Annotated in this window: 8 protein-coding genes and 2 pseudogenes; 6 read left to right on the top strand and 4 right to left on the bottom strand. The window is 59.6% G+C overall.

Features of this window, described 5'->3' with window-relative positions:
* Nucleotides 1-523: 523 nt before the first annotated feature.
* A protein-coding gene (locus tag EC845_RS10920; RefSeq protein ID WP_233598030.1) for an IS3 family transposase occupies nt 524-1,782 on the bottom strand; the annotation gives its coding sequence in 2 pieces (ribosomal slippage) (nt 524-1,452 and nt 1,452-1,782; 1,260 coding nt in all).
* Between the two features lie 142 nt (nt 1,783-1,924).
* On the opposite strand from EC845_RS10920, the gene EC845_RS10925 reads away from it, so the two are divergent.
* From EC845_RS10925 to EC845_RS10940, 4 genes are all read left to right on the top strand, one after another.
* Nucleotides 1,925-2,131 (top strand): hypothetical protein, encoded by a 207-nt coding sequence (locus EC845_RS10925; protein WP_148077287.1) that lies wholly within the window; start codon nt 1,925-1,927, stop codon nt 2,129-2,131.
* Between the two features lie 95 nt (nt 2,132-2,226).
* Entirely contained in the window at nt 2,227-4,659 is a 2,433-nt protein-coding gene (locus EC845_RS10930; protein ID WP_123298148.1) for an ABC-three component system protein, read from the top strand.
* On the top strand, nt 4,646-5,299 hold the full coding sequence (locus EC845_RS10935; protein WP_123298149.1) for an ABC-three component system middle component 1: 654 nt from the start codon (nt 4,646-4,648) through the stop codon (nt 5,297-5,299). The genes EC845_RS10930 and EC845_RS10935 overlap by 14 nt, the downstream gene beginning before the upstream one ends.
* Nucleotides 5,296-8,376: an AAA family ATPase gene (locus EC845_RS10940; RefSeq protein WP_123298150.1), complete on the top strand. Its 3,081-nt coding sequence runs from the start codon at nt 5,296-5,298 to the stop codon at nt 8,374-8,376. The genes EC845_RS10935 and EC845_RS10940 overlap by 4 nt, the downstream gene beginning before the upstream one ends.
* 475 nt (nt 8,377-8,851) lie before the next feature.
* On the opposite strand, the pseudogene EC845_RS22635 reads toward EC845_RS10940, so the two are convergent.
* Nucleotides 8,852-9,728, bottom strand: a pseudogene (locus EC845_RS22635) (IS3 family transposase); the annotation flags it as partial.
* Nucleotides 9,729-9,971: 243 nt separating this feature from the next.
* Between EC845_RS22635 and istA the strand changes: the two are divergent.
* Both istA and istB read left to right on the top strand, forming a co-directional pair.
* Nucleotides 9,972-11,498: an IS21 family transposase gene (gene istA, locus EC845_RS10955; RefSeq protein WP_123298153.1), complete on the top strand. Its 1,527-nt coding sequence runs from the start codon at nt 9,972-9,974 to the stop codon at nt 11,496-11,498.
* Nucleotides 11,499-11,538: 40 nt separating this feature from the next.
* The gene (gene istB, locus EC845_RS10960) at nt 11,539-12,303 is read left to right on the top strand and encodes an IS21-like element helper ATPase IstB (RefSeq protein ID WP_123298154.1); all 765 of its coding nucleotides are present in this window, start codon (nt 11,539-11,541) and stop codon (nt 12,301-12,303) included.
* A gap of 103 nt (nt 12,304-12,406) precedes the next feature.
* Here istB and EC845_RS10965 read toward each other — a convergent pair.
* Both EC845_RS10965 and EC845_RS10970 read right to left on the bottom strand, forming a co-directional pair.
* Nucleotides 12,407-12,652: pseudogene (locus EC845_RS10965) on the bottom strand (transposase); the annotation flags it as partial.
* A 96-nt stretch (nt 12,653-12,748) separates the two neighbouring features.
* Nucleotides 12,749-12,988, bottom strand: a complete 240-nt coding sequence (locus EC845_RS10970; RefSeq protein WP_123298155.1) for a helix-turn-helix domain-containing protein — start codon at nt 12,986-12,988, stop codon at nt 12,749-12,751.
* Nucleotides 12,989-13,435: the final 447 nt, after the last annotated feature.

Below are 13,435 nucleotides of genomic sequence, written 5' to 3' on the forward strand. Positions count from 1 at the left end.
GAGAACACGGAGGTTGATCCGGCGGCAAGGTCGGCCCACTTTTCGCGGTGGACTCTTCCATACCGCCCGCGTGTAAGACCTTACGCACTATCTGGTCTGGCGCTGGGGGGCAACTGACCAAAGGTAGCATCGTCGCGTTGGTCGGATAGGGGTTGAACGCAGATGCTAGATGGCCTGTCGACTGCTCGTCGACGATCATTAGGATCGCGCGACCCTCAGGGCTGTGGGTATGGATCGCGGGGGATGACATGTGAACATGCTTCGGGGAACCGCCTCCTCTACGAACGATAGTTTGTGTGGCCAGGGGATTCGACACCGCACAGCCGCGGTCACCGACCTTGTTCAGGGGCACACTAACCTAGTGCCCGCTGTGAGGGAAACATTGATGACCGCTTTTGGCCGGAAACTGCCCTTGAGGTCGTCGCGGCGTGCGCCAGCTTAAGGCTGATCGGAGCCATACGCATATTGTGTGTAGCCCGGCAAGAGTTGCACCTGATGTTGCCCCTGTATTCCCGGCCCCACCCTATTCGCAATAAAGCGCCTGGTCAGCGCCTGCAGCCTGTTGCCGCCTGAACTCCCGAGGCGAACGCATTTTCAGCGAAGAATGCGGATGCACCTCGTTGAAGTGCTCGAAGGCCGCTGGCAGTTGCGCCAGTACCGTCTGCGCGTCACGCAGGTCCATGCGCGCCACATAGTCGCGCTTGAAGGTGTTGACGAAGCTCTCGGCCATGCCGTTGCTCTGCGGGCTGCACACGGGCGTGTTGATGGGCTTCAGGCCCAGCGCACGTGCCAGTGCCCTCGTTTCAGCGGCGATGTAGGCACCGCCGTTGTCACTGAGGAACTCCAACTCCTGGCCCTGCGGGACCGCTTCGACCGAGCCGAAGCGGCGCTCCACAGCTTCAATGAGCATCTCGCGCACCGGCTCACCTGGCAGCCCTTTGCCCTCCCACGCGCGCCAAGCCATCACCTCACGGTCGCAGCAGTCCTTGGCGAAGGTGGCCGTCACGGTCTGACCCGAATCGCACTTGATTTCCAGTCCATCGGAGCACCATCGAAGGTCGCTGCGTGAGACCGCAACACGGCCCTCATGCGTGCGTGCGGACTGCCGCCGGCTAGGAGCCTTGGGTAGCAGCAGAGCGGCTTGAGCCATGACGCGATAGACGCGTTTGGCGTTGACCCTCGGGGCCCCCCGAGCTGTGCGTTGGCGGTTCACCAAGGCACAGGCACGTCGGTAGCCATAGCTGGGCAAGTCGGCAATTTCCTGGCGCAGTTCGGCGAGCAGCCCGGCATCGTCGCTGGGGGTGCGATGGCTGCGGCCATCGGCCCAGCCTTCACCGCGCCCAAGCAGGTCGCGCACATGCGAGCGCGCCAGCCCCATCGTCCGGCAGACTGTTTTCACTGGTCGCCCCCGGGCAACAAGGGCGAGCGCGCAATCCACTTTTTTTCTGCGGCGTACTCCACGGCTTCCTTGAGGATTTCGTTCTCCAAGGTTTTCTTGCCGAGCACGCGCTGCAGCTTGGCGATTTCAGCGCGGGCAGCCGCCAGCTCGGATGCGGGCACGACTGCCTCGCCAGCGGAGACGGCGGTCAAAGCACCCTGGCGTTCGAGCTTGCGCCACTGAAACAGCAGTCCAGCCGAGACCCCTTCCTGGCGAGCGACGAGCGATACGCTCATGCCTGGTTCGTAAGTTCGGCGCACCAGCGCCGCCTTCTCTGCGAGGGACCAGCGCCTGCGGCGCTGGTCCTTCACGACTACCTCTATTGACTCCGTATGCCTAGTCATATGCACAGTCCTGTTCCTATCTACAAAGATAAGCGACAGGACGGGGCCGGGGAATCAGGGGGCTATCTCACACCACACCTGACATCGCTTACACCTAATTCGGCGTCGTAAAGCGGTCGGGCACCTGATGAGCCGCTGCGACGTGCTTGTCCGACACGAACTGCCGACCGCCGATACCGTCGATGTTTCCGCCCAGCTCTTCATCGCCAGCCGGGATCGGTGGCGCAACGACTACCTGCCGCACCTGCGAGCCCATCAGATGGTGGAGATCCTGAAATGCCAACCATCCTTCTGCACGCTGCTGGAGCTGTCGTTAGTGCGGCTTTCGCTACCCGGGCGGAGGACATGATTACGCTATGATCGACGCATAAAGATACAAATGAACTGGAGTGAGAACGTGGGAGCATTTCTTCGCACACGTGGTTTCGCGCTCTGGCCGAAGCCATGACACCGCAGGAGATCATCGACGCAACCCTTGTGCCGGGAACGAAGGGAGTGTTCGTCCTGGGCAGTTTTGAGCAGCGCGTAACGGTCTACTCGCAACAAGTTCGCGCCCTCAATCTGGTTGACGCGCTGCTGTCGCTAGAGATGGTACGGCGGGAGGGCGGAAGGATCGCCATCGTTGGCGGCGGAGCCGCCGGGATGACAGCCGCCGTGGCGCTTGCTAAGGCGGCTCCAAGATTGGCTCAACTTGACCTCTTCGAGCGCCGGGCTGGCGTGCTTGAACTGCAGCGGAACAGCGGACGCTTCCTGCATCCCCACCTCTACGATTGGCCAGCGGATGGCGCGACAAGGTCAAAAGCCGGCCTGCCCATCATGGACTGGCATGCGGGGTCCGCTGGTGCCGTTGCGAAAGAACTGCATCGCCAGTTTACGGAGACGGTCGCCGCGTCTCCGCTGGTGTGCTTCACAGAGCATGAGGTTGTTGAGCTCAAGTCATTCGACGTAGGCTTGGTGCGTGTCTTCACACGAAATGGCGCAGCTACCAAGCGGATTTATGACGCGGTGATTCTTGCCGTTGGCTTTGGCCTTGAGAGGTTCTTGGGGAACGAGACCGCTTCCTACTGGTCGCCGTCTGAGCTGGCGGCACCGCTTCTTGCTGGTGGTGCTGAACCGACCATATTTGTATCTGGCAACGGCGATGGCGGATTGGTCGACTTCCTGATGGCGGCGTTTGACAGCCTTGAGCACATGGACATCTGTCAGTTGCTCATCAACCAAGATTTCGGCGAGGCGCTCACCGAGTTGCAGGCAATCGAACAAGAGGCTTGGGCAGCCGGTGCTGATCTTGACCTGCTGGAACAGTATCGCGCGAGAGTACGGTCCCTTGTGCCTCCTGCCGTCTGGGCGGAGATCAACGATCGGTTGCGGCGAAACGTTCGCGTCGTTCTTCACACCAGAGAGGCGCGGCTTCTGCGAAAAACGACCGCTCTTCACAACCGTTTCGCCACCTTTCTGGTTCTAGATGCTGATCAGACGATGGGACACAACGCGATATCGGTCAAGGTTGGTATCGACTTCGACGGTCCCCCGCCAGAAGACGGACCGGTTGTTCTAGCTGGAGAAGTACCGTTTCTGCCTTTCAAACGAGTCCTGCGCCTAGGACCAGATGTGCCGGCAAATTTGTCACCTTTTGCATCCTTGCTTTCTGGGTATGCCGCAAAGGTTGCGGTGCTGCATTCAGCGACACGGCCAGAGTCTCCAACCCTTACCGCGACTGCGAGCGCTCTATTTGAGCCGTTCCGCGTCGCCAATGGAGCGGAAGTCGTGGCGCACGCATTTGAAGAGGTTAGGCCAGCGACGCTCAACCTGGTCGTCTCGCACGTAGCCGCAGGGCGTGTCAATTGGTCAGGCGGCATCGGTCCTGACATGATCGCGGCGTGCTGGGCCCCCGGCTCTGTCGTTGCGCTGCATTGCAGCGTTAGCGCTATCGACGCTGGTCGACTTGTGCATGCTTTCGCCCGTCTTGGGGCGCATGCACCTGGGATTACTCTGTTCGTTCGTGATGCGGTTCGGTGGCGCTCCGCCTTGGATGCCCTGTGGCAAGAACCGACGCACCCCGGCCCAGGTCTGCAATTTCGATGCGCCGTTGAACAATGGCGAGACCCACCGGCGCTCGAGCCGCTGGTAGAGATCCCAATTGCCGATCTTGCGGAGACCATTAACGATCGCCTTGATGCCGAGACCTTGCGCGAGCTGCACGGCACCTTGTTTGACATCCTTGGCCCGCCTGCCTTAGCGACCGGCTGGCTGATTGAGCAGGCCTTGCGCCAACGCCTCCTGGAGCTGTGGCAGGCCTGGTTCGACACCCTGACAGCCGATAGCAGCAAACGACGTCGGTTCCTGCGTCTTCTGGCTAACGCGAGCGACAAGATGGAGGCTGACTACACCTCTTTGGTGGGAGTAGGCTTACGGACCGTGTCCCCGCATCTGACTCTACCCACCATCTTTGGTCTGGCATTTGCGACATGCTCTGGCCGCGCGGTGGAACCCGCAATGCAGCACCCCGGGAATGTTGCGATCGACATGCTGACGGGCCACGCTTGTGGCGTCGAATGGATCAATAAGCGCACTGTGCGGGGAAGTACAGTTGGCATGCAAACTTGGACGACGACCGTCGTGTTGCTTTCCCAATTGGGAGAGACCGTTCAGATGATGGAAGGCGACGTGCGTCTGGATCAGGAGGTCACAGATCCGCCAAAGGTTGGCGTACCCTCCCTAAGCGAACGTCCTATCGTGATTGGCGCCGACGATGCGTTCCTGAGCGCGATGGAAGAAGGAAGCCCGGCGGTTCAGCAGTTCTTCGAGGCCGTCTTCCAACGACGCGCGGACGCGGCTCGACAATCCCTTCAGGAGGTCGACGATGGCAAGCTATGACGCATCCGATCTTGTCCCTTTTCTTTGCGGTGCGGCCGCTGCTATCGGCGCCAAAGTCGCCGATGCCCCATCCAATCTGAAGGGCTACCGCTTCAACGCGGAAGTTCTAAGTGAAGCGATTTCTGGCCGCACTATGCAGCGGCAGGACAGCGATTTACCCCAGTTCGTCGAGGCTTTTTTGCTGGACGGATTCGCTGTCTTGATCGGAGTGTTATCGGGCCCGCCGTTTAGGCCGAGCGTGGGCTCTCAGCTTCGGCGGTACAGGAACCAAGCCACCATAGCTCGCTCTTGGCTAGGAAGTGCAGCTCCAAATCTTCATCTCTTCCTTGCCGCTCCTGCCGGCGCTCTCCGTGACCCAGAGTGGCGTCAGATTGCAACGGAGATTGAGGGCGACGACCGGGTGTGCCGCAAGCTGGTATGGCTCTTCGATGAGGCACCGTCGGCAGAGAGTGCGCGCGAGTTCATGGAACGCACTTTCGTCGCGCGGCCTTGGCCTGCAATCCAACGGTCTGAACGTCTGGACAGCATGGCGAGCTTCGAGTTACCTCCCGGATGGGAGGACGCGATTCAGGACCCAGATTTAGACAACACTGGTCTGGTCGAGCAACTGATAGATCTTGAGCGGGAGTTGCAACTATGAGCGACCTTTACCTGCGAGGCGTTGAGCTCTCAAACTTTCGAATATATGGGGACAGTTATGCGTTCGAGTTTCCCGACGGACCTAGCATCACGATCATCACGGGCGGCAATGGCCTGGGCAAGACCAGCTTCTTCGATGGGGTCGAGTGGGGGTTGACGAACCAGGTTGGCCGGTTCAGTGAGTTCCCTTCGGATGCACGGCGCAAGACAACTGACCCACTGACGAGAATAGGTGCTCCTGAGAAGAGCCACCGTGTCAGCCTGCACTTTTCGGACGGATCGGTCATCGATAGAGGTGCTGATTTCGATGCAGAAGAGAAAAAGATACTTGAGTTGCTGAAGCGTCCAGAATGGGCGGAGATTGGCGACCTGCATGGGTATCTGTCTATTACGCATTTCTTTGGCCAAGCTTCGGCGCAACGATTCTCTCTGAAAAAACCGACGGATCAGTGGGAAGCGCTGAAAGGCCCGGCTGGGGTCGATCGCGTCAATGCGCTCCGCGAGAGGATCAGTGGGCAGGGAGTCACAAAGGCGTTCACAAGAGCCCTCGAAGAGAGAACTGCGATTCTGCAGAAGGCGCAAGCTGACTTGGTTTCCTGGACCGAGCTCGTCGGCGAACGTGACCGTGCACTTCAGCTTGCCTCGTCTGAGCATGCCGTTGAACCACGCGAAGTCATAGAGCAAGCGCACCGTCTGGCCGCCACAATCGGCACTGTCATCGACCACTCCGCGAAGTTTGCACAAGTCCTTGGCGCGACGCCAGAAGGAATCCTTGAGGCAGTTTCTTCCCTGCTGCGCACCACACTCGATCGGTCAAATGCCGAGGCGGCAACCCTTGATGACCTAGCAAGGACTGTGACTGCATTCGAAGGGGGGCGGTCGGAGAAGTCAGCACTCGAAGCGTTGGTTCAGTCTACCGAGGAGCGTTTGATCAACGTGCGTGACGAATTGCGATTCTACGAGGAGAAGTTGCTCGAGGCCGGTGAAGCGGTTCGGGTTAGCGACCTGCAGGTGGGTCATATTCGGAATCGCCTCGTTGTGCTGGGTCGTATTGCCATTGCGGTGAAGCAGCTGAATGATGCCATCGAGCGCCAAGCACTTTTGGAGGCGCAATCTAGTGCGGCAGAGTTGGCAATAGATGATGCCTCCGCGCAACTGCAGAAGTTGCGCGAGCAACAGTCAGCTGTGCTTGCGGTGCGGGTAGATCGGCGGACGCGAGCGGATAGCCTGGAGCAAGCACGCAAACGCGCTCAGACTTCGAAGTTACTCGCTGCACTTCTCGAAGAGATTGGGAGAGTCTCGCTCCTGTTCGGTGAACGAGACCAAGTTGCCCTTCGTAATAAACGGCGTGAGCTGACTGCGGAACTGGCCATATCAAGTCAGCGCGTGATTGACGCCACCTCCGCTCTTCTTCAGCATGACGACCGGGCGCGATCAGTCGTCGAGGCCGTGACCGCTATTGCCCATAGACTCCGTCACGATGATACATCTTGCCCAGTCTGTGCATCTGAATTTGAGCCGGGCGAGCTGCTTCGATTGGTACAGCGACAGAATGCAGCGGGCCCGACAACTGCCTCAGGTATTGCTTCAACACTTGTAGAAGCACGCCTTGAAGTGGAGGCACTTCAACGGCAAATCGCCGCTGTCGAACGTGACCTTGTTGAGTGCGCTGAGCTTGAGGCTACATTGACTCAGCATCGCGCGCGGGAGAGTGAACTGCGCCAGCAACTGGTTGAGGCGGGAGGTGCCGCTGATGGCAGCTATGACAATCGCGCCGTCGAGACGATTGAGGCCGACTTGAAGGTGATCGACGAGCAGCTTGCGACGTCAGACACGCCGCAGGCGATTTCCTCAAGAATTGGCGACGCAGAGGCCGCCCTAACGGCGGAGACCCTCAAGCGTACTTCGACGCAGAAGCTCCTCTCCGTTGCCTCCGATGAAATCCAAGCGTGTCGCTCATTCTTATTGCAGCATCCCGATATTTGGACGCAAGCTGACGGCTTGATTGTCGACTTGCCAGCTACGCTCGCGGCCAGCGAACGAATGGCGCATGACGCTGGAGACAAATTGGCTGATGCCGCCTCTGCTGTCACTGCGGCGCAGGCGTCACGCGATGCATCGCAAGCAGCTCTAGCTCGCGAAATGGGAGTGGTTGCGGCGTCCAACACCAGGCTAGCCGGGTTGAATCGTGAACTGGAGGATATGCGGCAGCGTTGGACCGTCGCAGGTCTCAGCGGTGAACCAGAACAGTCCCTTATCGCGTCTCAGCGGGCGAGCTGGACTGCTAGGGATGATCGGCTGATCCTTGTATCAGCAGCGCTCGAACGCTTGACCGCCGGTTATCGAAAGTGGCTTAAAGACGAACAGTTGCGCAAGCTGACAGAGGATGTGGTTGGAAGGATGAAGTCCGTCCAAGCAAGCTCGGAGGCCGAGAGCCTGCGGAAGTTGGTGCAGCGTGTGGATCAGGCTCAACAGTCCATTGAGCTCGCAAAGGCCACTAGGAGAAAGGTGGAGGACTATGGCGTACGAATGAAGGATCAGGCACGAACGTACGCCGGCGAAGTTCTTGAGCCTCTCAACGCAACAATAAAGAGATTCGCGCGCGCCCTGATGACAGGGTCCGACACGGCCGTTACCTATAAGGCTGAACATCTTGCTGCCCGATCAGAGCTGCGCCCGACCATCGTGCGGAGTGATCTTGACGGCAGCACTCGGAATGTGGATATGAACCCTAGCCTCTATTTCAGCGAGGGACAACTTTCCGCCCTCAGCGTCGCGGCTCTGTTCGCGGCGAGCACGTCTTTCGGATGGTCCCGCTGGCGTGGCCTACTGTTGGACGATCCGCTCCAGCACAACGACGTCATCCATGCGAGTGCATTCATGGATCTTCTCAGGCAAATGGTCCTCGGTCTCGGATACCAGATCGTCCTTTCAACACATGACAGCGCTGAAGCGGAGTTTCTGATTCGAAAGTGCCGAAGCTCAGGCATCAACTACCGAGTGCACGAGCTCGCTCCCAAGGGGCCAAACGGTGTTGTCACGCCAGACAGGGCTGCGTCCTGGACCGCCCAGGGCTAGTTCTTCTCGCAAAGCGAGTCCACGCGCGCATTCAACAATTGAACGGATTGTCCGCGATCGGCAAGTGCCATGCACGCCATTCTCTCATCTGAATGGACGTCATACCTCAGGAGCTCTGTGAAGGCGATTTTCGCGGACAAGCCGGTCGACGAGTCGCAGATCGTCCAAGGTTTCTATATGTATCGATTTTCTTGCCTCTCGGTCCCCGGGCTGAAATTTTAGAACGAGTCTCCACAAAGCCGCCGACCGCCAATACCCGCAAAGGCGAGGACATGACGGTCGACTGAGAGCTAGTGACGGTCTGCAAACGCTGCGAAGCAGCTATTGGCTTTCGTCGGCCGAACTTCCGCTTCGAGTCGCAAGCAGACTTGGCAATCGCTCGTATGAGAGGCGTAGCCTGGAGCGTGGCTTTTTATAACTATGAGGGGCAGCTGAGGAGAATATGCTTGTGACCTGCCCCCTCCAGCCATACCAATCAGTTGGAGAGAGGTCCAAGGGTTTGCAGGTTAACTGATCCTGCCTCGGTGGTTGATGGGTTGGGATTGCGGTGTTTGGCGGCGAACTCAGCCGGAGGAATCCGGCCAATCGTTCCGTGCGGTCGGACCTCGTTGTAGTCCTGGCGCCAGATGGCGATGACCTCGCGGGCTTGGGCCAGGGATTCGAACCAGTTCTCATCGAGGCATTCATCCCTGAACTTGCCGTTGAAGCTCTCGATGTAGGCGTTTTGAGTTGGCTTGCCTGGCTGAATCAGGATGTGCTGTATGCCTCGTTGAAGGCTCGGCATGTCAACTCTGGGCCGTTGTCGGTCCTGATGGCCCCTGGGTAGCCCCTGAATCTTGCAGCCCGCTCGAGGACGCGAGCGACGTATGCCCCAGGCATGGAAAGGTCCACAGCGATGTCGACGCACTCATGGGTGAAGTCATCGGCGATAGTCAGGCATTTGATGCGGCGCCCGTTGGACAGCGAGTCGCTGACAAAGTCCAGGCTCCAGGTTTGATTGACCCGGGCAGCGGCCACCAAAGGCGTCCGCTCACCACGGTACTTCTTGGCCTTGTTGCGCTTGCGAACAGCCAGGCCCTGTGCGCGATAGAGCCGAAACACCTTCTTGTGGTTCGTGCCTGGAAACTCTTTGCGCAGCATGTCGTGCACACGACGATACCCAAAGCGCCGGCGCTCCATGGCCACTGCATGAATGCGTCGTTCAGACGCACGGTGTGCTCATCGAGCTGCGTTGGATGGCGCCAGGCGTCGCGGGACAGCCCCACAAGACGGCAAGCCCTGCGCTCGGAGATCTGGGTGTGCTCCAACATCCTGACGATGACCTTGCGCTTGTCTTGCGGGGCTAGCGCTTTACACCTGGGTATTCCGGAGCATCGTGACCGCTCATTCCGGGCCATCGTGACCGAGCATTCCGCTTGAACGTGACCGGTGATTCCGGGCTCAACGTGACCGATTTTGGCTTACTCCGGAATCGCCGGTCACGATGACGGAATCAACGGTCACGGCAGCGGAACGCTGCCGTATGTCAGCGTGTCGGTGTTGCGCACTTCATCCCCCCAAGCGGGTAGCCTTTGCGGCTTTTGCCGGAGACAGGCGTGCCCCCACCAAGGATCAACATGCGCAAGATCAGAGACGTCTTACGTCTCAAACTCGATGCCCGCCTCTCCCATGAACGAATCGCCGCCTCGCTCGGCCTCTCCAAGGGGGTCGTCGCCAAGTACGTCAGCCTAGCCGCCGTTGCTGGCCTGGACTGGCCAACCGTTCAAACATTGAGCGACACCGCCCTGGAGCGCCGCGTCGTACAGGGGCGACTGGATCGCCCGACCCACTACGTACTGCCCGACTACGGGCGCGCGCACCAGGAACTGCGACGCAAGGGTATGACCCTCATGCTGCTATGGGAGGAGTATGTCGCGGCCCATCCCGGGCAGCCGACCTACCGCTATAGCCAGTTCTGCGAGCGTTATCGACGCTACGCCTTGCGCCTGAAGCGCTCGATGCGCCAGACCCACCGTGCCGGCGAGAAGCTCTTCGTCGACTATGCCGGCCCCACGGTCGAACTCGCCAACACAGGGCGTGCGCACATCTTTGTGGCTGCCCTTGGCGCCTCGAGCTACACCTTCGCCTGCGCAACACCTCGCGAGACCATGGCCGACTGGCTCGAGGGTTGCGCGCGTGCTTTGCGCTTCTTCGGCGGCGTCCCGCAACTCATCGTCCCGGACAACCCCCGCGCAATGATCGCGAGTCCGAACCGCTACGAGCCTCGGGCCAACGAGACGGTGGAGGACTTCGCACGCCACTACGGCACTTCGGTGCTGCCTGCTTGGCCTCGTCATCCCCAAGACAAGGCCAAGGTGGAGTCGGCCGTGCAAGTCGTCGAACGCTGGATCCTGATGCGTCTGCGTCATCGGCGCTTTGCCAGCGTCGACGAGGTCAACGATGCAATCGAGCCGTTGCTTCAGAGCCTGAACAACAAGTCGTTCCAGAAGTTGCCTGGCAGCCGTGCAAGCGCCTTCGCCGATCTGGATGCGCCTGCACTGCATGCGCTACCGCTGCAGCCCTGGGAGTGGGCGGTCTTCAAGAGCGTGCGTGTGCACATCGACCATCACGTGGAGATCAACGGCCACCGCTACAGCGTGCCCCAGAACCTCGTTGGCTTGATGCTCGAAGCGCGCATCACCGCCCGCGCAGTCGAGCTGCTGCACCGCGGCCAGCGTGTGGCATCGCATCAGCGCAGCGCACACAAGGGCGGCTTTACGACAGTCGCAGCCCACCTGCCGGCGGCGCATCGCGCTCACCTGCAATGGACGCCCGAGCGCTTGATCCATTGGGGGCAGAGCATCGGCGTTGCCACCGCCCGCCTGGTGGCGCGACTGATCGAGGAGCGGCGTCACCCCGAGCATGGCTACAGGGCATGCCTCGGACTGCTGTCGCTGGCACGCCGCTATGGCAGGGAGCGGCTGGAGGCAGCCAGCCTGATCGCCCTGGAGCTGGGCACGGCGAAGTACGTGCACGTGAAAGCCATTCTGGTCAACGAGCGCGACAAGACTGCCGCGAGCACGGCGCCGAGCTGGACCAGCCCGCCTCATGAACATGTGCGCGGTCCTGGGTATTACCAGTGACGGCAGACTGCATCCGGCAGCCGAACAAAAGGAATTCGAAATGATGATGAACACAACCCTCGATCAACTGCGCGCCCTCAAGCTCCTGGGCATGGCAGCAGGCCTGCAGGACCAGCTCACCAGCGCAGGCATGGCGTGCATGAGCTTCGAGGAGCGAACGGCACTGCTGGTCGAGCGCGAGGTGCACTGGCGTGGCGACAAGCGGCGCGAACGCCTCTTGAAGGAAGCTCGGTTGAAGTACCCGCAAGCGGCCATCGAAGACATGGATGCTCGTGCTGGACGAAGCGTCGATCGCAAAGCGGTCATGAGCTTGGCCTTGAGCGGCTGGATTGACTCGGGGCACAGCGTTCTGATCACCGGCCCGACAGGTGTGGGCAAGTCGTGGCTGGCATGCGCACTTGCACAGTATGCCTGCCGACGAGGTCGCTCTGCGTATTACCAGCGCATGCCCAGGCTGGGCGAGGAGCTGCGCATCCGCCACGGCAATGGCACCTTCGGTAAATGGCTGATTCAGTTGGCCAAGATCGATGTACTGGTGCTCGACGACTGGGGCATGGCGGCGCTGGATGTTCAGGCCAGATCGGATCTGCTGGAGATCATCGACGACCGGGCAGCCAGCAAGGCCACGATCATCACCAGTCAACTGCCGATCGAACACTGGCATGCCTGGGTCGGCGACGCCACCATTGCCGACGCGATCCTCGACCGCCTGATGCAACAGAACCACCGACTCACCCTCACGGGCGAGTCGTTGCGGCAGAGTATAAAAACGCCCCAAAAGGAGAAAAACCCAGACCCATCGTGACCGCCACTTCTACAATCTGATCGCGCAACTCAACACGCCTGACGACCGGTCACGATAGCGCGGAATCGACGGTCACGTTCGCCGGAATACGCACACCGAAGCCGACCTTGAGCGCCTCAAGGTCGAGATGAGCTTCTGCCAGCAACTTCTTGAGCCTGGAGTTCTCGACCTCCAGGTCCTTCAGGCGCCGGGCCTCATCGGCTTCCATGCCGCCGTACTTGCTGCGCCACTTGTAGAACGTGGGCTCGCTGAACCCGCCTTGACGGCAGACCTCCTTGACCGGCAGGCCTGACTCGGCCTGCTTCAAGAACCCAATGATCTGCTGCTCGGTAAATCGACTCTTCCTCATGTCCGTCATTCTCCAGGTTGACGGACCTCACTTCCATTCGATTGGTACGGCTGTGAGGGGGCAGGTCAGATTGCGGATGTCATGGAGCGCGGCGACCTAGCGGCTGGAAAGCTGCTCGCGATCCTGATGGGACAGGACCAGTAGTTTGAACTGCGCACTGTATGCGCTGGGCTTGGGGCGCAAGCCGTCGATACCGTGCAGACGGTAGTGGCTCACCCACGTGCGGACCTTCTCCTCGGGAATCGACCACCGCCGAGCCAAAAGCTTCGCGCCGCCTTCTCCTGCCAAGAAGCTCTGGACCACTTCCAGCTTGAACTCCGTTTCGTACTTCTTCATGAAACCCCTTGAAGTTCGTCCAACTTCTGGGGGTCAGTTCAAACCCGGGGCGATTCAAGATGACTTTCGCGGAACTCCCTCTAATTTCCTTTTTCGAGAGCGGATGCCAATATGGATTTGAGTTGAGTTGTGCAGTGCTGAAATATTAAAAAATGGCGCGTATATTTTCACTATTAATTTGGAAATGCCGGTGACTTTAAAGTGGACGCGTGGGGTAACTGTCGCCATGAAATAAAAATTGTTTGCATCAAATTGGTAAAGATGGACCTGTTCAGTGGGAATTTATCCGCTTGCGCCGCAAAGCATGTCGACGCCGATTGCGTTTATCGGGTGTAAATGACAGTGCGTAAGTGTCAATAACGCCGCTTTTCTTCGCCGATAAGGTTGCGGATGAATGCTGTCAACTTAAGTCGTCGTTCGAGAGGCGGGGTGACCGACTTCTTCAGG

This window comes from Comamonas sp. BIGb0124 (assembly GCF_003752175.1).
Taxonomy (GTDB): domain Bacteria; phylum Pseudomonadota; class Gammaproteobacteria; order Burkholderiales; family Burkholderiaceae_C; genus Comamonas_F.